The following is a 23301-nucleotide window of genomic DNA, read 5'->3' as shown; positions in this document are numbered from 1 at the left end:
ATGGGGGATAGAAAAGTCATTGTATTTGATACAACATTAAGAGATGGTGAGCAAACACCAGGTGTGAACTTTGACAAAGAAAGCAAATACAAAATAGCAAAACAGCTTGTTTCACTTGGTGTAGATGTTATAGAAGCTGGTTTTCCTGCTGCATCAAACGGTGACTTCGAAGCAGTAAAGAATATAGCAGAAAATATTGGTGATGTAGTTGTAGCAGGATTATCAAGATGTGTAAAAAGTGATATAGATAAAACTTATGAAGCGTTGAAAAATGCTAAAAAATCAAGAATACATCTTTTTATAGCAACATCTGATATTCATCTAAAATACAAATTAAAAATATCAAGAGATGAAGCATTAAAAATGGCTGTTGAAAGTGTAAAATATGCTTCAGGTAAATTTGACGAGATACAATTTTCTGCAGAAGATGCTTCAAGGACAGATTGGGATTTTCTTGTGAAAATATTTAATGAAGTTATTGATGCGGGGGCAAAAATAATCAATATACCTGACACTGTAGGCTATGCGGTTCCAAAAGAATTTGAAAAGTTAGTAGAATACGTTAAAAATCATATACATGATAAAGACAATGTTACAATAAGCGTTCATTGCCACAATGACCTAGGAATGGCTGTTGCGAATTCCCTTTCAGCATTGGAAAGCGGTGCTCAACAAGTGGAAGTAACTGTATGCGGAATAGGTGAAAGGGCTGGAAATGCGTCGCTGGAAGAAGTTATCATGGCAATAAATACTCGAAAAGATTATTTCAATTTACCTCACAGTATAAATACTAGAGAAATATTTAGTACATGTAAACTTGTAAGTGAACTTTCAGGTATCCAGCTGCAACCTAATAAAGCAATTGTAGGTTCTAATGCATTTAGACATACTGCTGGAATTCACCAGCATGGAGTGATAAACAATAAAGCGACGTATGAAATAATGAGGCCTGAAGATATAGGAATCACTACAGATCATATATCAATGGGGAAGCTATCTGGCAGAAATGCCTTTGAATTGAAGTTGAAAAATATGGGCTATGAGCTTTCCAGAGATGAAATCAATCTAGCTTTTAAGAAATTTAAAGATTTAGCAGACAATAAAAAAGTGGTGAATGATGATGATATAAAAGTGATTGTAGATGATGTTATTTTGAATACAAAAAGTTTCAAGGAGGGAGAGCTTTGGGGTTAACACTTACACAAAAAATTTTATCTGATAAAGCCGGATATGAAGTTAAACCCGGAGATCTTATAGAGATAGATGTGGACATGGTGCTTGGAAATGATGTCACATCACCTGTTGCGATAAAGGAATTTTTGAAGATAGGCGTAAAAAATGTATTTGATAGAGAGAAAATTGCACTGGTGCCAGACCATTTTGTTCCTAATAAAGACATAAAGTCTGCGGAACAGGTGAATATTGTAAGAAAATTTGCCAGGGAATATGGAATTGTAAACTTCTTTGAAGTTGGAAAGATGGGAATAGAACATGCCCTTTTACCTGAAAAAGGTTTAGTTTTGCCTGGTGATGTGGTCATAGGTGCAGATTCTCATACATGTACCTATGGCGCTATAACTTGTTTTTCAACAGGAATAGGTAGTACAGATATGGCATGTGCCATGGCTACAGGTAAGGCATGGTTTAAAGTTCCTGAAGCGATAAAATTTAACTTAAAAGGTAAGCTTAATAAATGGGTAAGCGGTAAGGATGTGATACTGTACATCATAGGAATGATAGGCGTTGATGGTGCGCTGTATAAATCTATGGAATTTACAGGTAATATTTCTTCTTTGTCAATTGATGACAGGTTTACAATTGCAAATATGGCAATAGAAGCAGGGGCTAAAAATGGTATTTTCGATTATGACGAAATTACCGAAACATATGTTAAAGGGAGAGCAAATAGAAAATACAAAGTATTTAAAGCAGATGAAGATGCAGAATACGTTAAAAGCTATGATATAGACTTATCAAAAATAAAACCACAAGTAGCATTTCCACATTTACCTGAAAACACAAAGCCAATAGATGAAGTAGGAAATATAAAAGTAGATCAAGTCGTGATTGGTTCTTGTACAAACGGGCGTATAACCGATATGGAAATAACGTATGAAGTTTTAAAAGGTAAAAAAGTTCATCCAGATGTTAGATTGATAATTTTCCCTGCCACACAAGATATATACCTTGAATGTGTAAAGAGAGGATATATAGAAGAATTTATAAAAGCAGGTGCTGCAGTATCTACACCTACATGTGGTCCATGTTTAGGTGGTCACATGGGCATTCTTGCAAAAGGTGAAAGAGCAATATCCACCACAAATAGAAACTTTGTAGGAAGGATGGGCCATACCGAAAGTGAAGTATACTTAGCAAGCCCAGCAGTAGCTGCTGCATCAGCCATAAAGGGATATATAGCAAGTCCTGAGGAGGTGGTATAAATGGAAGGAAAAGCAATAAAGTACGGTGATAATGTTGATACAGATGTAATAATACCTGCTAGATTTTTAAATACATCGGATCCAAAAGAACTTGCTTTACACTGCATGGAAGATATCGATAAAGATTTTAAAGACAAAGTTAAACCAGGAGATATAATGATTGCAGGATACAATTTTGGATGCGGATCATCTAGAGAACATGCTCCAATAGCAATAAAAGAATCAGGTATATCATGTGTCATTGCAAAGTCTTTTGCAAGGATTTTCTACAGAAACGCCATAAATATAGGTTTGCCTATCTTAGAATGTCCTGATGCAGCATCTGCGATAGAAGATGGAGATATAGTATCAGTTGACTTAGAGACAGGTATTATAAGAGATATAACTAAGGGAATTGAGTTTAAATCGCAGCCGTTTCCTGAGTTTATAAAGAAAATCATTGAATGTGGCGGCCTTATCAACTATGTTAAGGAAAAGGTGGTATAAATGTACAAGATAGCTGTATTACCTGGTGATGGAATAGGAAAAGAAGTTATAGATGAAGCATTGAAAGTATTGGATGCGGTTTCAGAAAAGTATGGATTAGAATTTGATATAAAAAAGTATTTGTTTGGCGGGTCTGCAATTGATGAGTACGGTACTCCATATCCTAAAGAGACGGAAGAAGCGTGTCTTGAAAGCGATGCTGTTCTATTAGGTGCTGTTGGTGGTCCAAAATGGGATGATTTAGATGGAGACAAAAGGCCTGAGGCAGGTCTTCTGGCATTGAGAAAAAGCCTTGATGTGTACGCAAATCTAAGACCTGCCATCCTTTTTAGCTCCTTGAAAAGTGCATCTCCACTTAAAGATGAGCTTTTAAAAGATGGCTTAGATGTGCTTGTTGTAAGAGAACTTACAGGTGGCATATATTTTGGTGAAAGAGGAACGGAAAAGATAGATTATGGTTATAAAGCGTATGATACAGAAGCTTATACTACTAAAGAAATAGAAAGAATAGCTCACATTGCTTTTAAAGCTGCTAGAAATAGAAAGAAAAAAGTCACATCTGTTGATAAAGCAAACATATTGGATTCATCAAGACTATGGAGAAAAGTTGTCAATGAAGTTAGCAAGGAATACCCAGATGTGGAATTAAACCATCAGTATGTTGACAATTGCTCTATGCAGCTTATAAAAGATCCGTCTCAGTTTGACGTGATACTTACATCAAACATGTTTGGCGACATTTTATCAGATGAAGCATCACAGCTTACAGGATCTATAGGAATGCTGCCATCTGCCAGTTTGAGAGGCGATAAAGTGGGGTTATACGAGCCTGTTCACGGTTCGGCTCCTGATATTGCAGGTACTAAAAAGGCCAATCCATTGGCGACTATATTATCAGTTGCAATGATGCTGGAATATTCGTTTGATAGACTTGATGCCGCAAATGATATAAGAAGGGCCGTAAATGAGCTGTTAGAAGATGGATACAGGACATCTGATTTAGGAAGTGGCATTATTTTAAATACTGAAGAGATGGGAGATATGGTTTTAAAGTATTTAAAGAGGTGATTTTATGTTAAGTGATAGTGTGAAGAAAGGAGTCGAAAAAGCACCCCATAGATCATTATTATACGCTTTAGGGCTTACAGATGAAGAAATAAACAGGCCAATAATAGGTATTGCCAATTCGAAAAATGATATAATTCCAGGGCACATAAATCTTGACAAAATAGCTGATGCTGTGAAAGCAGGTGTAAGGCTTGCTGGCGGGACACCTATAGAGTTTTCAACAATAGGCGTTTGTGACGGTATAGCTATGAACCACAAGGGAATGAAATATTCTCTGGCGTCGAGGGAATTAATAGCGGATAGCGTTGAAACAATGGCAATGGCTCACGGGTTTGATGGACTTGTATTGATACCAAACTGTGATAAAATCGTTCCAGGTATGCTTATGGCTGCAGCAAGGCTAAACATACCAACGGTAGTTATAAGTGGAGGGCCGATGCTTGCTGGGAGCTACGAAGGAGAAATATGCGACTTAAGCTCTATGTTTGAAGCTGTAGGAGCTTTAAAAGCAGGGAGAATCAATGAAGATGAGCTTAAGGCGATGGAGATGTCGGCTTGCCCTACATGTGGCTCATGCTCTGGCATGTTTACTGCAAATACCATGAACTGTTTAACGGAAGTTTTAGGGCTTGGCCTTCCAGGCAATGGAACAATACCTGCTGTTTATTCAGAGAGAATAAGACTTGCAAAACAAGCAGGAATTAAAATAGTTGAGCTTGTAGAAAAAGATATAAAGGCTAGAGATATATTGACAGAGGATGCATTTATAAATGCCTTTTGCTTAGATATGGCTTTGGGTGGCTCTACAAACACCGTGCTTCATCTTAAGGCAATTGCGCATGAGGCTGGAATTGATATTCCACTTCAAAAGATAAATGAGATTAACCAGAAAGTGCCAAATCTTTGCAAATTAAGCCCTGCAGGAAAGTACCACATCGAAGATCTATACCATGCTGGCGGTATACAGGCAGTATTGAGAGAATTATCTAAATTAAATGTCTTAAATACAGATTGTATGACTGTAACTTGTAAGACATTAGGAGACAACTTTAAAGATGCAAAGATAAAGAACTACGATGTTATACACACTGTTGACAATCCATACAGCGAAACAGGAGGACTTGCGATTTTATATGGCAATATTGCAAAAGACGGTTCTGTCGTAAAAGCATCTGCCGTATCTCCTGAAATGCTTCGTCATTCAGGACCTGCTAGAGTATTTGATTCAGAAGATGAGGCTATAAAAGCGATTTATGATGGTAAAATACAAAAAGGCGATGTAGTTGTAATTAGATATGAAGGACCTAAAGGTGGACCGGGGATGAGAGAAATGCTGAGCCCGACATCGGCGCTTGCTGGTATGGGGCTTGATAAAGATGTGGCCCTTATAACAGATGGCAGATTTTCTGGTGCAACAAGAGGAGCTTGCATCGGTCATGTGTCACCTGAGGCTATGGAAGGTGGAGAAATAGCTCTAATAAACGATGGAGATATCATAGATATAGACATACCAGGAAGAAAGCTAAATTTGAGAGTAAGCGATGAAGAGATAGAGAACAGAAGAAAAAATTTCAAAAAACCCGAGCCACATATTAAGACAGGGTATATGGCAAGATACGCAAAATTGGTCACGTCTGCAAATACTGGTGCGGTTTTAAAGAATGTATAGTTTTAAATAATTGTTGGGAAAGGAGGCGTGATACATGATATTGAAAGGATCGCAAGTTATAATAGAAGTTTTAAAAGAACAAGATGTAGATACTGTATTTGGTATACCCGGTGGTTCTGTTATACCACTTTACGATGCTTTGTATGATTCTGATTTAAATCATATTCTTGCAACACATGAGCAGATGGCTGCTCATATGGCAGATGGATATGCAAGAGTAACGGGAAAAGTTGGTGTATGTATAGCTACATCTGGTCCGGGTGCTACAAATTTAGTAACAGGCATTGCAAATGCATATATGGATTCTGTGCCTATTGTTGCAATAACAGGTCAAGTTGCTACAAACTTGATAGGTAAAGATTCTTTTCAAGAAGTAGACATTGCAGGGATTACTATGCCTGTAACAAAGCATAATTTCATAGTAAAATCACCTGATAAATTAGCTGATACTTTAAGAGAAGCATTTTTTATAGCAAAGGAAGGAAGGCCTGGACCTGTACTGGTGGATATACCAAAAGATATACAAACAACAGATATGAATTTTATCAAGAGGAAAGATTTTTACGTCGAAGTTAAGAAGCATCATGTAGATGAATCGGATTTGATAAAAGCTGCGGAATTAATAAATTCAAGTAAAAAGCCTGTTATATTTGCAGGTGGTGGAGTTATATGGGGTGAAGCGTCTAAAAGCTTATATGATTTTGCAAAAGAAAATATGATTCCTGTAGCGACTTCTCTGATGGGTTTAGGATGTTTCCCAGAGGATGATGAATTATCACTAGGACTTATAGGGATGCACGGAAGCAGATATGCCAATACAGCGATTTATAAGTCTGACTTAGTAATTGCCATAGGTACTAGATTCAGCGACAGAGTTGCTGGTAAGGTAGGTGGATTGGCACCAAATGCAAGGGTCATCCATATCGATATAGATCCTGCAGAAATCGGGAAGAATGTCGATGTAGATGTGCCACTTGTTGGAGATATTAAAGAAGTGCTATCACTGTTAAACGATAGGATTGAAGATATCAATCATGAAGAATGGGTTCAAGAGCTTCTATCTATAAAGGAGAAAACATCATTTAGATATAAAGATGATGGAAAACTAAAGCCTCAGTGGATAATAGAAAAGGTGCAGGAAATAGGGAAAGACAACCTTATTATGGCAACGGAAGTAGGGCAAAATCAGATGTGGACCGCTCAATATTTTAAATTTAAAGAACCCAGGACATTTGTGACATCTGGTGGTCTTGGTACAATGGGATTTGGGCTTCCTGCGTCAATTGGCGCACAAGTAGGGCGAAATGACAAAAGAGTGGTAAATATTGCAGGTGACGGCAGCATAAGAATGAATATTCATGCTCTTGAGACAATGGCTATATACAATATACCTGTTATAACTATTATTCTCAATAATCAAACATTGGGAATGGTAAGACAATGGCAGAATCTCCTTTTCAATAAAAGATATTCTCAGACGGATTTAAATCCAAACCTTGATTTTTCAAAAGTAGCGGAAGCGTTTGGAATCTCTGGCAAAAGAATTTACACAAAAGAAGAGTTTGAAAAATCATTTAAAGAGGCATTATCTAATAATAAGCCATACGTTTTGGAATGCATGATAGACAAAGATGAGATGGTTCTTCCTTTTATTCCTGCTGGAGGAACTATTGAAGAAATGATAGACTAGTATTTTTATTAAGAGTATGATATAATATAAAAAATTGAATAAATTTAAAAACCTTCAGGGATTGGTGAAATTCCATACCGGCGGTAAAGCCCGCGAGCCTTATGGCAGATCTGGTTAGATTCCAGAGCCGACAGTAAAGTCTGGATGAAAGAAGGTAAATAGGCAATTTTGTCGAAATGCCCTGAAGTATTACATACTTCAGGGCTAAGTTTATTTTTGGGGTGTTTTTATGGAGAAATATATGAAAAGGGCATTACAGCTTGCAAGATTAGGCTTAGGGCACACAAATCCAAATCCTTTAGTAGGTGCAGTAATTGTTAAAAATGGCAGGATAATAGGTGAAGGGTACCATGAATACTATGGAGGACCACATGCAGAAATAAATGCACTAAAAAGCGTTAAAGAAGATGTAAAAGGAGCTCAGCTTTATGTCACATTAGAACCGTGCTGTCATTATGGAAAAACGCCGCCTTGTGTAGATGCTATTGTAAAATCAGGTATAAAAGATGTGTATATAGCTATGGAGGACCCAAATAAACTTGTTTCAGGAAAGGGAATAAAACATCTCAAAGAAGCAGGCTTAAATGTGTATACAGGTTTATTAAAAGAGCAGGCAGAGAAGGTAAATGAAATATTTATAAAGTACATTACTACTAAAAAGCCGTATGTAATATTAAAGTCTGCCATGACGATTGATGGGAAGATTGCAACTATAACAGGCGATTCTAAATGGATAACAAATGAAAAATCGAGAGAACATGTTCATATGATGAGAGGCAGTGTTATGGCAATAATGGTAGGTATAAACACAGTTATAAAAGATAATCCATATCTTACGACGCGAATAGATGGGCTTAAGAATCCCTTAAGGGTGATTGTTGATAGCCGCGGCAGGATTCCTCTAGATGCAAATGTTGTAATTGACAAATCTGCCACGACAATAGTAGCAACAACGGATATGATGCCCTATAAAAAAGTAAAAGCATTAAGGGATTTAGGTGTAGATGTAGTTGTACTTGACAAGTTAAACGGTGAAGTAGATTTAAAAAAATTGATGGATATGTTAGGAGAGAGAGGGATAGACAGTGTAATCATAGAAGGTGGAGGAACACTAAATTATTCTGCTTTAAAAGAAGGAATAGTAGACAAGGTGATGTTCTATATAGCTCCAAAAATAATAGGTGGAAGCAATTCTTTGACGCCTGTAGAAGGAAAAGGCATTGATTTGATTAAAGATGCCATAATTGTTGAAAAATTAGACGTAAAAAGATTTGATGATGACATACTTATAGAAGGTTATATTAAAAAGTAGGTGTTACTATGTTTACAGGAATAATAGAAGAGATTGGCAAAGTTAAGATGATACAACGTGGAGATATTACAAAAATAGCAATTGAATGCGAAAATGTTTTAGACGGTACAGCTATTGGAGATAGCATAGCTGTAAATGGAGTATGCTTGACTGTTACAAATGTAGGAAAAAATCTATTTACAGCGGATTTGATGAGAGAAACACTAAAATCCAGTAATTTAGGAGACTTAAAAATAGGAAGCATGGTCAATTTAGAAAGAGCTTTAAGCATATCTGGCAGGTTAAATGGCCATATTGTGACAGGACACGTAGATACTGTCGGTACAATCGTTAATAAAAATCGAATTATGAATTCAAATGTATTTAAAATCAAGATTGATGAAAGGTACTCAAAATACGTTGCAAGCAAAGGAAGCATAGCTGTCGACGGAATAAGTTTGACAGTTGTGGAGGCGTTAGCTTCATATTTTACGGTTTCTGTCATACCGCATACGGAGTTAAATACAACACTAAACTTTAAGAGAATCGGAGATAGTGTCAATATAGAAGTAGACATACTATCGAAGTATGCTGAAAAACTGCTGTTAAAAAAAGGAATGAAGGAGCTTGTATTAGAAAATGGCTTTTGATATATAGTGCTGGGACTTTATAGGGCAGTTTCAATAATTCATTGCTTTTAAATTTTAAGGAGATGTGATATAAATGTTCGATACGATAGAAAGTGCAATAGAAGACATCAAAAATGGTAAAATGGTCATTGTAGTCGATGACGAAGACAGGGAAAATGAAGGGGACCTTGTGATAGCAGCAGAAAAAGTTAGAGGCGAAGATATAAATTTTATGATAAAGTATGGACGTGGATTAGTATGTGTTCCCATGAGTGATAAAAGGCTTAAAGAATTAAATATAGGCAAGATGGTATCTGAAAATACTGATAACAGAGAAACTGCCTTTACTGTATCTGTAGATCACAAAAGCTGTAAAACTGGCATTTCGGCGTACGAAAGGGCATTTACAATAAAAATGCTTATAGATCGTAATTCTAAGCCGGATGATTTTGCGAAGCCAGGGCATGTATTTCCACTAGAAGCAAAAGAAGGAGGTGTTTTGGTAAGGGCAGGACACACAGAAGCGGCATGCGATTTGTCGAGGCTTGCAGGACTTAAAGCTGCTGGCGTAATCTGTGAAATCATAAAAGATGACGGCAGGATGGCTAGACTTCCAGAGCTTGTGGAGTTTTCAAAGAGGTTTAACCTAAAGATAATATCTATAGCCGATCTGATTGAATACAGAAGAAAGAAAGAAAAACTAATAAGGAGAGTAGCTGAAGCATATCTTCCTACAAAATACGGCGATTTCAATATAATAGGGTATGAAGAAATTTTGACTGGTAAAGAACATGTGGCGTTAGTAAGAGGAGAATTGACAGAGGAGCCTACGCTTGTTAGAGTTCATTCAGAATGCTTAACAGGTGATATAATGGGCTCTTTAAGATGTGATTGTGGTGATCAGCTTCATGCAGCAATGGAGAGAATAGGAAAAGAAGGAGGTGTCCTTTTATATTTAAGACAAGAAGGCAGAGGAATCGGACTTTTAAACAAGATTAAAGCATACCACTTACAGGATGCAGGCCTTGATACGGTTGATGCTAATCTTAGATTGGGTTTCCCTGCTGATATGAGAGAATACGGAATAGGAGCTCAGATTTTAAAAGATTTAGGGCTTAAAAAGCTTAGGATAATGACCAACAACCCTAAAAAATTAGCTTGTTTATCTGGCTATGGGCTTGAAATAGTGGAGAGAGTCCCTATAGAAGTATCTTTAAACAAGCACAATGAAAAATATCTTAAAACAAAAAAAGAAAAGTTTGGCCATATATTTCATGCATTTCAATAATTAGTAAAGGGGAGATTATTTTGAGGACATATGAAGGAAAACTTATAGGTGATGGCTTAAAGTTTGGCATCGTTGTAAGCAGATTTAATGAATTTATAACAAGTAAACTTCTAGATGGTGCTTTGGATGCTTTAAGGAGGCATGGTGTAGATGATGACAGCATTGAAATTGCTTGGGCACCAGGTGCCTTTGAGATTCCTTTTATTTCAAAGAGGATGGTCATGTCTAAAAAATATGATGCGGTAATTGCACTTGGTGCTGTTATAAGAGGTGATACACCCCATTTTGATTATGTAGCTAATGAGGTTTCAAAAGGAATTGCAAAGATATCCCTTGATTTTGATATACCTGTAATATTTGGAGTCCTTACAACGGATACAGTAGAGCAGGCAATCATGAGGTCTGGAACGAAATCAGGAAACAAGGGATTTGACGCTGCTGTAACAGCTTTGGAAATGGTTAATTTGATAAAAGAGATGAGTTTCTGACAAAAATAAACGTTCATCTTAAAAGCATTGATGCTTAAAAGATGAACGTTTTTTCATTTCCAAGAAGGTATTATTCCTGACTTTTGAAAAGTTTTAAAAACTACCACAAAAACTGGTCCCATAATGAGGCCGAATCCTCCGAAAAGTTTTGCACCAATAAACATAGACAGAAGCGTTACAAGAGGATGAAGACCTATGCTTTGTCCAACAATTTTAGGCTCAATCATCTGTCTTACAATTGTTACAATACCATACAAAATCAGCAAGTAGATTCCTATTAAATAATTTTTAGTAAATATATTGTATAAAGCCCATGGAACTAGTACCGATCCTGAACCCAACACAGGCAGTATATCTATGAAGCTTACTAGAAGGCCTAACAAAAACGCATAATCAAATCCTATTATTGTAAGACCTATTGATACCTCCATGAAAGTGATAAACATTATGGTTATTTCTGCTCGTATAAATCCAATTAGCGTTTGGAAAAGGTCACCTTTTATATTTTCTGCATGTAATGCCCAGTTTGAAGGAAATTGCCTTTTTATAAAATTTAATATCAACCATTTATCTTTGCTTAAAAAGAATGTTGATACAATTGTTATTATAGACATAAAGAAAAAATTAGGAAGTTTTGTTGCTAAACCTAAAATCCAAGCAGCGAAGTTTTTAGCATAGATAGATATGTTATTTAAAATGGATTGAAGATTGTTCTCCAAAAAAGTTGAGATATTAGTGGGGAGTGAAATATAGTATATTCTAATTCTATCAATAAGATCAGATATAACAACATCGAAGTTTTTTGTATAATTTGGCGCATGTTCTGCCAAAGTATTTAGTTCAAAAACAAGCTGTGTAACTAAGAGACTTATTAAAAGTCCTATTATAGCCATTAGTAGAAGAATTAAAAATGCAGACGATAATCCCCTTGGTACTTTCAGTTTTTTTTCCAAGAATTCAACGGCAGGGTCAATTAAGATTGCTAAAAACAGTGCAACCGCAAATGGCATTAAAAAAGGAATCAATTTAAAAACAAACAAATAAAAACTTATAATGACAGCCAGTATTATAATCACATTTTTTATCGTGCTTTGGTATCGTAAGAGAAAATCTTTCACAAAAAAACCCCTCCTTATTTTAATTATAATATGATAAAAGGCAAGTGTCTACAGCAATCAATAAATAAAATCCGGTTTCTCCGGATTTTATTTATTGGGCGGTCTTAATTTTAATTTCGTATGACTTTTTGGCTATTTCCGATTGAGATATTATTCCTTTTTCAATAAGCAATTCTATCAACGATGTTATAGCCAATGTATTTTTATACTCTGTGTCTTTTAAATCGGCAATTTCTAGTAAATATTTAATTTCGTTCATCGGATTCCCCCTAAATTATTATTTTATATAGTAATTATTGACATATTTATATATTATATACATAAATATTAGTTAAGTGTCTAATGTTAGCATTTAACATTACAGTGTGGTATAATATCTTTGTATATTTTAAAAAGGAGATTGGACGATGAAGAGCAACACTAAAAAGGAAATTTTAAGTTGGATTCTGACTATCGGCCTTGCATTTATTATAGCGATGCTAATTAGAACCTACATCTTTGAACTTGTTGATGTGCCGACAGGGTCAATGCTTGACACGATACAGCTTAATGATAAATTTGTAGAATTGAAATTTATATATAGATTTGAGCCTATAAAAAGAGGAGATATTGTTGTATTTAAATATCCTGACGATCCATCTGTGAATTTTGTAAAAAGGGTAATCGGTATAGGTGGTGATACAATAGAGATTAAGAATGGCATTTTATATAGAAATGGTGAACCTGTCAAAGAGCCGTATCTTAAAGAGCCTATGAATAAAAATGAGACATTTGGACCATATAAAGTACCTCCAAATCATTATTTTATGCTGGGTGATAACAGGAATCAGTCACTTGATTCAAGGTATTGGAAAAATAAATATGTATCTAGGGACGCGATAATGGGAAAAATAGTATTTAGAATATGGCCTTTAAGCCGTTTTGGATCTATGGCTGGGAAATAATTATTGAAATTGAGAAATTTGTATAGTATAATTTATTTTAAGTTAAAAGAAGCGTTGAAGGGCCAATAATATGTATTGTATTAAAGAGAGCTGGTGGTGGGTGTAAACCAGTATATGTACATATTTATCCAGCCTGGAGCTATGGTTAATAACCATCGGGCGACCGTTAAATCAGTGATGAGGGCTTTTTTAGCCAAATCAGGGTGGCAACACGGAAATCCCGTCCCTAAATTAGGGCGGGATATTTTTATTAGGAGGTGTAGATTATGCTTGATATTAAAAGGATAAGAAATAATCCAGATGAAGTAAAGAGAGCTATAGAACTTAAAAAAGAAAACTCAAATATTGATGAATTTTTGGAGATTGACGAAAAAAGAAGAGGGATTTTAAAAGAATTAGAGTCTTTGAAGAATACGCGAAACAAAGAATCTGAAAACATCGCCAAGTTAAAAAGAGAAGGCAAAGACGCTGAAGAACTCATAAAAGAAATGAAAGAGATATCGGATAAGATTAAAGCGATGGAAAGCGATGTAAAACAATATGACGAAAGATTAGAAGAGCTTCTTTGGACTATACCAAATATTCCTCATGAAAGTGTTCCAGTAGGAGATAGCGATGCAGATAATGTTGAGGTCCGCAGATGGGGCGATGTAAGGAAGTTTGACTTTGAAATAAAGCCTCATTGGGATATAGGTGTTGAACTGGGGATTTTAGATTTTGAAGCTGCGTCCCGTGTTACAGGTTCTAGATTTACTTTTTACAAAGGATTGGGATGTAGACTTGAAAGGTCCCTTATAAGCTTTATGATGGATCTTCATACAGAAAAGCATGGCTATACAGAAGTTTTTCCTCCATTTATGGTACACAGAAGAAGTATGTATGGAACAGGTCAACTTCCAAAGTTTGAAGAGGATGCATTTAAAGTAGCTGGTACAGATTATTTCTTGATTCCGACAGCAGAAGTTCCTGTTACAAACATGTATAGAGAGACGATAATTGATGCTGAAGAGCTTCCTATTTACAACTGTGCTTACAGTGCATGCTTCAGGCAAGAAGCAGGTTCTGCTGGAAGGGATACAAGGGGATTAATTAGGCAACATCAGTTTAATAAAGTAGAACTGGTGAAAATTACTGAGCCTGAAAGATCTTACGAAGAGCTGGAGAAAATGGTAAATGATGCTGAGGACGTATTAAAGACTTTAGGAATACCATACAGGGTTGTTTCAATATGCACTGGGGACCTTGGATTTACAGCGGCAAAGAAGTATGACCTTGAAGTCTGGATGCCAAGCTACGGAAGATATGTTGAGATATCATCATGCAGCAACTGCGAAGACTTCCAGGCTAGAAGGGCAAATATAAAATACAGACCTAAAGGCGGCGGGAAGGCACAGTATGTTCACACATTAAATGGCTCAGGTGTAGCGGTTGGAAGGACATTTGCGGCAATATTGGAAAACTATCAACAGGAGGATGGCTCTGTTGTCATACCTGAAGCACTTAGACCTTACATGAAGTGCGACGTTATAAGGAAGTAAAAGGCTTTAATAGCATTAAATAATTAAATTATGATTATTGACAACTTTGCCGGTATATGATATACTTTATATCGTTCCCGGCTTGGAGAGGTGTCCGAGGGGTTTAAGGAGCTGGTCTTGAAAACCAGTGTCTCTTAACGGAGCCGTGGGTTCGAATCCCACCCTCTCCGCCATGAATTTAATATTAAGATATTGTAGCTGACGTGGAGAAGTACCCAAGTTGGTGAAGGGGCGGTCCTGCTAAGACTGTAGGTCGGGGATAACCCGGCGCGAGGGTTCAAGTCCCTCCTTCTCCGCCATACATAAGCTACTTTTTTTATGCTTAAATTAAAAAAAGGCGTAATAACGCCTTTAAAAAACATCTGATGGATATGTTCTTTGTGTTGTTTTCGAGTTATCTAGGTAATGAAGGTGTGCTGTTATGCTGACTATATGTGAATTTGTATTATGGTGTATTTTTACATCTGATGGCCTTCCATCGTCTTGATGGTAGCTTAAATACATCTCCAGTAATTTTTTTGCGTTGTCTTCGTTAAAATCCTCAAATGTATATTCATTTTCAGGAAGTTCCAATTTTATGCTGTGAAGGCCGTCTTTTGATGAACGCGTTTCTCTTATGGCATTAAGCATTTTTATCACCTCATAAGTATTTTTTCATATTTTGTTATTTTTTATCCTCACCTATGATGACTACTACATCTGCGTTTTTATCCAAACTTTCATCGTTCAATACATTTTTAATAGATAATGCATTAGCCACTTTATTAGCTTTATCTATATTACTGTTTGTATAGACAAACGATTCTGAATAATCTTTAGTTTTGGCATTAGCTATTTTGACAACATTAAATCCTAGACTTTTTAATTTATCAGCATATTTTGTGGCTAGGCCTTGCACTGTTGTTCCGTTAAAAACTTCTACTTTTATAGTGTTATTGATTGGTGAATACGTTACTTGCGAAATGGTGTTTATAGAATTGTTATTTTGACCATTTCCGAACATTTCTGATGCAACTTCCATTGCTTTTTGTGCATCAACAAAATAATAACTTAAATTATCCATATATCCGCCTTCACCTGGAAGTATTGAAGTATTAATGTTCTGAGGTTCATTCTTAACAAAATCTAATGCATATGAGGCAATATCCTTTGTAGTTAAATCTGTTCTCAGATTTTTACTTAATGTGATTGCTAGTGAAGGAATCTTTGGAAGAATTGATGGGGTTGTAACTTTTTTTATGAAGGCTTTTAAAAATTCTTGTTGAGCATTTATTCTTCCTATATCGCCCTCTGTATAGCCGTGTCTGTAGCGCACGAATTGAAGGGCTTTTTCACCATCTAGAACTTGAAGCCCCTTTTTTAGATTAATGTGAAGAGGTGGTTTTGCTACATTGTCGTCATATTTCATATTGAAGGGGACGTTGACTTCAATACCACCTATTGTATCTATAATTTCTTTGAATCCATCATAAGTTAAAATTACGTAATTGTCTATTTTTATTCCAAGCAGGTCTTCTACAGCATCTTTTAAACCATCTATTTTTTGCTCCGAATAGGCCGCATTGATTTTTTTCTCACTAGGGTTATTATAACCGGGCCTTGGATAATACGTATCGCGTGGAATCGATAACATATCAATTTCTTTTTTATCTTTGTCAAAACTTGCTACAAATATAGTATCTGATAAACCATCGGCATCTCCTACAAATAAAATATTTTTTTTATCTGAGCTATTGTCATTTTGTTTAACAGATTTAGCTGTAGTTGTATTATCGCTAGAGCTGTTTGCAGGTTTTACAACGTTTAAATTTCTATAATACATAAAAATACCTGTTCCTATTGATATTGCTATTCCTAGAATGACAAAAATAGAAATTTTGAAAAACTTCTTCATTCATATATCACATCCTTTGCAGTTGTACATTTCTATTTATTACTAATATACATTATAGGTTTAATTTTATCAATAAATAAAAAATAAAATTTTATTAAAGACAACTTTTTGCATTTTATTAATTATATATATTATAATAATATTTGGAAGTATGTTTAGGATGGTGATAATCTTGAGAAAAAGAAATATGATAATAAGTACTTTTTTAATTTCTTTATTTATAATAATCGGTATACTTGTAAGTTTCACCAATCTCATTGTTGATATACAATGGTTTGGAAGCATGAATTATTTAGGTGTATTTTTTAAAAAGTTTATAACACAGCTTACAATAGGTGTTCCGGCATTTTTTATAATTTTTCTACTGTCATACTTTTATTTAAACAGAATGGTTAAAGATTATGCTAAATTTGCCCAGGACATTGTAATTAAAAATGGTCACAAAAGATTTAGAAGTATTGTCATAAGTGTTTCGATTTTTGTAAGTCTTGTTATATCTTTATTTATTTCTGCTAATTGGTGGAATGATTTTTTGTTTTACATAAATTCTGCGAATTTTGGTATAAAAGATCCAATTTTTAATAAAGATATAAGTCTTTACATGTTCAGGCTGCCTTTTTTGTTTGATGTATATAATTTATTGATAGTTATAATACCAATACTTATAGTTGCCACTATAATCGTTTATGGTCTTATGTACCTTTCTGACAAAACAAGATTTTATGAGATATCGGATAGAGGAGGAAATCTCTTTAGAGCTATCTACAATAAAGATATTCTTATGATAGCATTTAGGCAGATAGCTGTTTTGGGGTTTGTATTTTTTGTTGTACTTGCATTAGGGTACTATTTAAAGGCGTATGGAATACTGTACTCTAGAAGTGATGCTGTTTTTGGGGCAGGCTATACAGATGTCCATGTTAGACTTTTATTTTATAGAATTTTAATATTGGCATCTTTCATATCAGGCATATTGTTTATGATAGGTGCATTTAGGCAAAAGCTTAAGTATATAATTGCTTCGCCTGTAATAATAATTGCAATTATGATTTTATCAACTATTTCTCAGACGGTGGTTCAAAATTTCATCGTTGCACCAAATGAGTTTGAAAAAGAAAAGACCTATTTAAAATACAATATAGACTTTACGCAAAAAGCATTTGACTTAAATAATGTTGAAGAGAAAAATTATAATTTAAGCGGCAAAATTGATAAAAATATATTAGATGAAAACAAGGATACTATAAATAACATAAGGATTAATGATTACAGACCTGTAAGTCAAATTTACAACCAGCTTCAAAGTATAAGGCTATACTACAAATTCAACGATATAGATATTGACAGGTATATGATAGACGGAAATTACAGGCAGGTGTTTATATCTGCTAGAGAAATGAACCTTGACAATCTGGCAAGCCAGGCTAAAAATTGGATTAACATGCATCTTAAATATACACATGGATATGGTGTTGTAATGTCGACCGTAAATGATGTGACAGCTACAGGACAGCCTGATATGGTGATAAAAAATATTCCGCCTGTGACGAACACAAATATAAAGATAACGAGGCCTGAGGTTTACTTTGGAGAGCTTACAAACACATACGCAATAGTAAATACAAAGACAGGTGAATTTGATTATCCTGCAGGTGATACTAACAAAGAAAATTTTTACAGTGGCAAATCAGGCATACCTATGACGTTTTTAAACAAGATTTTGTACACCGTTTATACCGGCAATATAAAAATACTTTTATCTACTGACATTACGTCAAAAAGTAGGATGCTTATTTTTAGAAACATAAAGGATAGAGTAGAAAAGATAGCTCCTTTTCTGATATATGATGAAGATCCATATATCGTCGTAGATAATGGAAAACTTTATTGGATGATAGATGCGTACACATATTCTGGAAATTATCCTTATTCAGAGCCTTATGAAGACACAGGTATAAACTATATAAGAAATTCGGTTAAGGTAGTCGTTGATGCTTATACAGGTGATACAAACTACTATATATCTGACAAAAATGACCCAATAATAAAGGTGTATAGCAGGATATTTCCCGGGCTATTTAAAAGCATAGATGATATGCCGGAAGGTTTAAAAGCTCATATAAGATATCCCCAGTATATGTTTGATATACAAACAAGTGTGTATAGGAATTACCACATGTCCGATCCGCAGGTTTTTTACAATAAAGAAGATTCCTGGGACATAGCAAAGGAGAAATTTACAGGTAAGGTAGAACCAGAGGAGTCACAGTATGTCATAATGAGGCTTCCAGGAGAAAAGGCTGCTGAGTATATTTTGATGATTCCGTATACGCCAGCGACGAAAGATAATATGGTAGCTTGGATGGCAGCAAGGATGGACGGCGATAACTATGGAAAATTAGTAGTCTATAAATTTCCAAAAAGCACTGTCGTATATGGGCCTATGCAGATTGAAAACATGATCGATCAAGATCCAAATATTTCTAAAGAGATGAGCTTATGGGATCAAAAAGGATCCAGCATTATAAGAGGCAATTTGTTGACGCTGCCAATTGATGATTCTATGCTTTACGTTGAGCCAATTTATATACAATCATCAAATGAAAATGCAATACCTGAAGTAAAGAGAGTTATACTGGCGTACAAAGACAAAATCGTAATGGAGGATACACTAAGCAATGCATTAAATAAATTGTTTAACTTAGAAGCACCGGCGCAACCAGCGGTTCCGCAAACACAAACAAGTCAAACACAGCAGGAACTTATAAAGAAAGCAAATGATATATATAACAATGCTATGAATGCTTCAAAGAACGGCGATTGGACCGACTTTGGCAAAAATCTCGATGAGCTTGGAAGCGTACTCAATGATTTAAATAACAGCATAAAAAAATGAGGCGTTAAAGCCTCTTTTTTATTTTTTGATTTAAAAATGGAAATACTAAAATTAGGTGATGTTAAATGGAAATACTACAGTCGGAATTAAAGATAGAAAATTTAATAAAAGAAACAGAGCATATATTTGAAAAATTAATGAATTTCAATGAGATATTATCAAATGATGCATCAAAAATTGAATTAAAATTAGAAAAAATGAATACAAATTTAAAAGAATACATCGAAAATGCTTTTAAGGAGGAAGAAAATAGCGACAGGAAGTATTTAATAAGCTATTTGAGAAAGCCAAATATACAATCTAGTAGTTTAAAAGAAATAGAAAATATAGCTTATTCTAATATAGACGAATTAAGCGATGACGTAAAAAGCATAAAAGACAATCTAGATGGTATGAAAAAAGCATTGTACAGGTTAAAGGATCTTGAAAGAGATATTAACTCTATGAAGGCCGTGATTGAAAAAGATGTTCTCTTAAATGTAGAGCTAAAAAGACAAAATACACCTGAAAAAGTAGAGTATATTTATGACCTGCCACCACAGCTTATAAATAGCCTTAATGATGCATTTCGAAATATATGCATTGCTAAGGATGGTATGGATAGGATTAAAGTATATGAAGATATTGTAAACAACTTGGAAAACTTTCAATAGTAAAATTTTCATTTACTAATTCTAATCATAAAGGGAATATTAAATAACGGGGAAATTTTTTAAAGGAGGGTTTACATTGAATAGAAGAGAATTTGAGGATTACCTAGGAGAAAAAGTAAATAGCGAAGTGTCTGAAGAATTAAGTGCTAGATTTGGTAAACAGAACCAGGCGCAGCAGCAAGCTCAACAGCAGGCGCAGCAGCAAGCACAGCAATTCCAACAACAATTGCAGAATATGGGTATAAATGTTACACCTCAGCAATTTCAGCAATTATTGAATCAGGTTAGAACACAAGCACAACAACAGCAGCAGCAAACAGATATGCAGGTACAACAGGCTTTGCAACAGGCCATGGCTGCGCTTCAGCAAGCACAACAAAGCATTCAAGCAAATCAAGTTTTCGCTCAAATGAGCAAGATATTAGATTCATCAAATCAGCAACTGCAGCAGTTGACACCGCAGTTAGGAACACAAGCACAGCAGCCTATTAGTGCGCAAGCACAGCAGCCAGCAGCCCAACAGGCACCAACAGGTGTGTAGTAATTGTAAAAGATAAGTTAGGGTTATAGGTAAAATACTTATAACCCTTTTTAAAATTTGAGGCTAATCTGAACTTCAGAAACAACATTTGCAAATAAAAATGAAATGTGGTATTATAAAGTATGTAAATGGGCGCCCGTAGCTCAGTTGGATAGAGCGTTTGACTACGAATCAAAAGGCCACGGGTTCGAATCCTGTCGGGCGCACCAGTAAAATAGCATATTTAAGGGTATATGTCATAGGGCATATACCCTTTTTGATTGCGAGTTAAAATTGGAATTATGGTGTTCCTTGATTTATTAGCAGTATCTTCAGCAAACGTTGGTGTTATTTTGTCGTCAACGTTATATCCTGATGCTTTGTTCATTCCATAAGCGCATTTTATACCTGCTTTTGTTTCTGGATACTTTGCTTCATACAGATCTTTCATTCTTTTTAAATGTTCAGTATGTTCCAAGACTGTCTATTCTGTCATTATTAAGTTTTTGTCAATTTCAGCCAATTCTTTGTCAATATTATTGTAGCTCATTGTTATGCATTCTATTTCATTTAAATCTAGCACTTTTGATGCTTTTAATCTATGCAGCCCTGAAATAAATTCTTTTTTTTGTTATAACAATTGGCTCCAATACTTATTTCCTTCATGTTTTAAGATGATTTAAATATTATATAATAATTCGACAAAAGTAGAGGAAATCATTTAAAAATATAAGCGAAATTCCACTTTTATAGAGCATTATGAGGTTTTGCAAATACCTAAAATACATTTCTTTCTTTATTAAGGAGGATTTTTTGCTATTTTATAGAATTAATTAATGATTAATGTTATTTTAATAACAATGGAGGTATTTAAATTGTTTGAAGTCATTACTATAACAAAAGAATCAAGAGAGTATGTGGAATTATATCTTAAACTAAGTAGATTAAATTTTATGGATGGGAAATTTAAAAAAAGTATTGAAGCTGAAGAATTTAAGCATAGAAAAGAACGTAAAAATGATATTATTGCAGCACTTGATAATATTATAAATACAGACTTTTTGTATAGCAGAATGATTGATGAAGGCTATTTTTTTGTTTTATGTGACGAAGATGGCTATATCATTCAATTAATATATAATAGTAGATTAGAAAATTATTTTAAAGAAATAAATTTTACAGAAGGAGTTAGTTTAAAGCTAGAAAATAGTGGAATAAATGCAGTCAGTTTAGCAATGGAATATAAACAACAGTATCAAATATGTGGTAAGGATCATCAGTGGGATATATTAGAAAATTGGTATTGTACAGCAATTCCTATAATTGATTACACAAATGCTTTAATAGTTGCTTATCTTGATTTGTCATGTGCAAATTGTCAAAATATAGATTATCAAAGTTTTATCTTAAGAAATATAGTTAAATGTATAGAAAAAGCTTTAACATATAAAAATAAATTGTACACAATTGAGTTGGAGTTAACTTCAATTGATACAGCAATAATATATTGTTTAGCGCATGGAATGGAGAGAAAAGATATATGTAAAAGAATACATATTGCAGAAAATACTCTTAAAAATCATATAAAAAACTTCGGATTTTATTAAAAGCAAATACGGATGCAGAATTAGTTTTTAAGGCAACAAAAGTTGGTATCATTATAATTTTAAAGAACCCCCAAAGTTCTCTAAGGTCCTTAGAAAGGTTAAAAATGTGGACAAGTAATTGAGTAGTGGGTATAGAAAGAATCTTTTGGATAACCAAAGAAGAAAGCATAGACTCGAGATTGAAGACTCTATGACGACCATAATAACTGTATAATGCTCATAAAAAGACTGAGGTACAATTTCAGAAAAATTAATGTAAGAATCAAATAATTTGATAAACTTGGGCTTGTTTTCTTCAAAAATAGATTCAATATCAGTGAAGACATCGCTGATAGATAATTGTTTAAACTTGGTTTTCATAATGATACCTCCTATTTGTTAATATAGTGTATTATATAATAATTCAACAAAAGTGGAGGAAATCCTTTGAAAATATAAACGAAACCCAGCTTTTTTAGAGCATTATGGGGTTTCGTAAATACCTAAAAAAGTCTTTTATAGAAAGGAGGGTTAAGATTGTCAATTGAAAATTTGGCTGAGAAAGTAGATGTTGACGCTTTAAAAGCTTTTGCAATAGCAAAAGGTCAACTTACATCTCACAAAGATGGATTTTGTAGAGCACCTTGGATAACTGACGAAACTGATACGAAAATAAAGGAACAAAATACGTAATTAAGCTTAAATGAATTTTTCCCTCCTTTTTAGGAGGGAGTTTCTATTTAATTGATATTGTCTGTCTATTGTGGTAGTGTCAGAAGTTATATGAATAAATAAAATATGTAAAATATTGGATTAATAAAAGTGACTGCACTTGTTAATTAAAATTATAAACGATTTCGCTTTACTCAAATCAAAAATCCGAATTTATGACGCACCTCTGCTCATTCTTCGCAGACGTGCTATTTTTTTAGAAGCTCGGAGTAGACTTTAAAATAAATAACTGATAAAATAAAGCGCAAATTGCAATATTAAATGCAACACTTTTTAAATAATTGATAAGACCATAATTTTCTAACCATGTACGATATATCTGTTTTCCCTATAGGGGAAACAGCGGCCTTAATTTTGCATTTTACCATGG

22 protein-coding genes, 3 tRNA genes, 1 riboswitch and 1 other annotated feature are annotated in these 23301 nt (G+C 34.4%); of the genes, 20 read left to right on the top strand and 5 right to left on the bottom strand.

All coding sequences use genetic code 11. From position 1 onward, the window contains the following. From Q2T46_RS08495 to ribE, 10 genes are all read left to right on the top strand, one after another. Positions 1 to 1194: a 2-isopropylmalate synthase gene (locus Q2T46_RS08495; protein WP_303263360.1), complete on the top strand. Its 1194-nt coding sequence runs from the start codon at positions 1 to 3 to the stop codon at positions 1192 to 1194. Further along, positions 1185 to 2441 (top strand): 3-isopropylmalate dehydratase large subunit, encoded by a 1257-nt coding sequence (gene leuC / locus Q2T46_RS08490; protein WP_303263361.1) that lies wholly within the window; start codon positions 1185 to 1187, stop codon positions 2439 to 2441. Before Q2T46_RS08495 ends, leuC begins: the two co-directional genes overlap by 10 nt. Then, positions 2442 to 2927, top strand: a complete 486-nt coding sequence (gene leuD / locus Q2T46_RS08485; protein ID WP_209453930.1) for a 3-isopropylmalate dehydratase small subunit — start codon at positions 2442 to 2444, stop codon at positions 2925 to 2927. After that, on the top strand, positions 2928 to 3995 hold the full coding sequence (gene leuB, locus Q2T46_RS08480) for a 3-isopropylmalate dehydrogenase (protein ID WP_303263362.1): 1068 nt from the start codon (positions 2928 to 2930) through the stop codon (positions 3993 to 3995). It begins immediately after the preceding gene. 4 nt (positions 3996 to 3999) lie between these two features. Next, positions 4000 to 5664, top strand: a complete 1665-nt coding sequence (gene ilvD / locus Q2T46_RS08475) for a dihydroxy-acid dehydratase (RefSeq protein WP_303263363.1) — start codon at positions 4000 to 4002, stop codon at positions 5662 to 5664. Between the two features lie 34 nt (positions 5665 to 5698). Continuing rightward, positions 5699 to 7354, top strand: coding sequence for a biosynthetic-type acetolactate synthase large subunit (gene ilvB / locus Q2T46_RS08470; protein WP_303263364.1), 1656 nt, complete (start codon positions 5699 to 5701; stop codon positions 7352 to 7354). Positions 7355 to 7400: 46 nt separating this feature from the next. After that, positions 7401 to 7514, top strand: a riboswitch (FMN riboswitch). A gap of 69 nt (positions 7515 to 7583) precedes the next feature. Next, entirely contained in the window at positions 7584 to 8666 is a 1083-nt protein-coding gene (ribD, locus tag Q2T46_RS08465; protein ID WP_303263366.1) for a bifunctional diaminohydroxyphosphoribosylaminopyrimidine deaminase/5-amino-6-(5-phosphoribosylamino)uracil reductase RibD, read from the top strand. Between the two features lie 8 nt (positions 8667 to 8674). Then, positions 8675 to 9295, top strand: coding sequence for a riboflavin synthase (locus Q2T46_RS08460; RefSeq protein ID WP_303263367.1), 621 nt, complete (start codon positions 8675 to 8677; stop codon positions 9293 to 9295). A 73-nt stretch (positions 9296 to 9368) separates the two neighbouring features. Beyond that, on the top strand, positions 9369 to 10562 hold the full coding sequence (locus tag Q2T46_RS08455) for a bifunctional 3,4-dihydroxy-2-butanone-4-phosphate synthase/GTP cyclohydrolase II (RefSeq protein ID WP_303263368.1): 1194 nt from the start codon (positions 9369 to 9371) through the stop codon (positions 10560 to 10562). A 20-nt stretch (positions 10563 to 10582) separates the two neighbouring features. Further along, on the top strand, positions 10583 to 11050 hold the full coding sequence (ribE, locus tag Q2T46_RS08450; RefSeq protein WP_303263369.1) for a 6,7-dimethyl-8-ribityllumazine synthase: 468 nt from the start codon (positions 10583 to 10585) through the stop codon (positions 11048 to 11050). 53 nt (positions 11051 to 11103) lie between these two features. On the opposite strand, the gene ytvI is transcribed toward ribE, so the two are convergent. Together ytvI and Q2T46_RS08440 are read right to left on the bottom strand one after the other, a co-directional pair. Continuing rightward, positions 11104 to 12168 (bottom strand): sporulation integral membrane protein YtvI, encoded by a 1065-nt coding sequence (gene ytvI / locus Q2T46_RS08445; protein WP_303263370.1) that lies wholly within the window; start codon positions 12166 to 12168, stop codon positions 11104 to 11106. 91 nt (positions 12169 to 12259) lie between these two features. Beyond that, a complete protein-coding gene (locus tag Q2T46_RS08440) occupies positions 12260 to 12427 on the bottom strand; it encodes a hypothetical protein (protein ID WP_303263371.1) in 168 nt (55 codons plus the stop codon). Between the two features lie 148 nt (positions 12428 to 12575). On the opposite strand from Q2T46_RS08440, the gene lepB reads away from it, so the two are divergent. The 4 genes from lepB (at position 12576) to Q2T46_RS08420 (ending at position 14949) form a co-directional block, all read left to right on the top strand. Next, positions 12576 to 13112, top strand: coding sequence for a signal peptidase I (gene lepB / locus Q2T46_RS08435; protein WP_303263372.1), 537 nt, complete (start codon positions 12576 to 12578; stop codon positions 13110 to 13112). A 45-nt stretch (positions 13113 to 13157) separates the two neighbouring features. Continuing rightward, positions 13158 to 13343 (top strand) — a binding site (T-box leader). Positions 13344 to 13378: 35 nt separating this feature from the next. After that, positions 13379 to 14650, top strand: a complete 1272-nt coding sequence (serS, locus tag Q2T46_RS08430) for a serine--tRNA ligase (protein WP_303263373.1) — start codon at positions 13379 to 13381, stop codon at positions 14648 to 14650. 84 nt (positions 14651 to 14734) lie between these two features. Further along, a tRNA-Ser gene (locus Q2T46_RS08425) sits at positions 14735 to 14823 on the top strand. Positions 14824 to 14855: 32 nt separating this feature from the next. After that, positions 14856 to 14949 (top strand) — tRNA-Ser (locus Q2T46_RS08420). A 52-nt stretch (positions 14950 to 15001) separates the two neighbouring features. Here the strand turns inward: Q2T46_RS08420 and Q2T46_RS08415 are convergent. Then, positions 15002 to 15280 (bottom strand): hypothetical protein, encoded by a 279-nt coding sequence (locus Q2T46_RS08415; RefSeq protein WP_303263374.1) that lies wholly within the window; start codon positions 15278 to 15280, stop codon positions 15002 to 15004. A 34-nt stretch (positions 15281 to 15314) separates the two neighbouring features. Continuing rightward, positions 15315 to 16544, bottom strand: a complete 1230-nt coding sequence (locus tag Q2T46_RS08410) for an LCP family protein (protein ID WP_303263375.1) — start codon at positions 16542 to 16544, stop codon at positions 15315 to 15317. A gap of 160 nt (positions 16545 to 16704) precedes the next feature. On the opposite strand from Q2T46_RS08410, the gene Q2T46_RS08405 reads away from it, so the two are divergent. The 4 genes from Q2T46_RS08405 (at position 16705) to Q2T46_RS08390 (ending at position 20843) form a co-directional block, all read left to right on the top strand. After that, positions 16705 to 19440, top strand: coding sequence for a UPF0182 family protein (locus Q2T46_RS08405; protein ID WP_303263376.1), 2736 nt, complete (start codon positions 16705 to 16707; stop codon positions 19438 to 19440). 65 nt (positions 19441 to 19505) lie between these two features. Then, on the top strand, positions 19506 to 20093 hold the full coding sequence (locus tag Q2T46_RS08400) for a hypothetical protein (RefSeq protein ID WP_303263377.1): 588 nt from the start codon (positions 19506 to 19508) through the stop codon (positions 20091 to 20093). A 76-nt stretch (positions 20094 to 20169) separates the two neighbouring features. Then, positions 20170 to 20634, top strand: a complete 465-nt coding sequence (locus Q2T46_RS08395; protein ID WP_303263378.1) for a hypothetical protein — start codon at positions 20170 to 20172, stop codon at positions 20632 to 20634. 132 nt (positions 20635 to 20766) lie between these two features. Next, positions 20767 to 20843: transfer RNA gene (locus Q2T46_RS08390), tRNA-Arg, on the top strand. Positions 20844 to 20857: 14 nt separating this feature from the next. On the opposite strand, the gene Q2T46_RS08385 is transcribed toward Q2T46_RS08390, so the two are convergent. After that, the gene (locus Q2T46_RS08385; RefSeq protein ID WP_311062220.1) at positions 20858 to 21064 is read right to left on the bottom strand and encodes a hypothetical protein; all 207 of its coding nucleotides are present in this window, start codon (positions 21062 to 21064) and stop codon (positions 20858 to 20860) included. 424 nt (positions 21065 to 21488) lie between these two features. On the opposite strand from Q2T46_RS08385, the gene Q2T46_RS08380 reads away from it, so the two are divergent. Both Q2T46_RS08380 and Q2T46_RS08375 read left to right on the top strand, forming a co-directional pair. Then, on the top strand, positions 21489 to 22220 hold the full coding sequence (locus Q2T46_RS08380) for an AsnC family protein (RefSeq protein ID WP_303263380.1): 732 nt from the start codon (positions 21489 to 21491) through the stop codon (positions 22218 to 22220). Between the two features lie 516 nt (positions 22221 to 22736). Continuing rightward, positions 22737 to 22892 (top strand): hypothetical protein, encoded by a 156-nt coding sequence (locus Q2T46_RS08375; RefSeq protein ID WP_303263381.1) that lies wholly within the window; start codon positions 22737 to 22739, stop codon positions 22890 to 22892. Positions 22893 to 23301: the final 409 nt, after the last annotated feature.

This window comes from Thermoanaerobacterium sp. CMT5567-10 (genome assembly GCF_030534315.2).
Taxonomy (GTDB): Bacteria; Bacillota; Thermoanaerobacteria; order Thermoanaerobacterales; family Thermoanaerobacteraceae; genus Thermoanaerobacterium.
The sequence above is the reverse complement of the archived record's forward strand: the minus strand, read 5'-3'. Positions and strand labels throughout refer to the sequence as shown.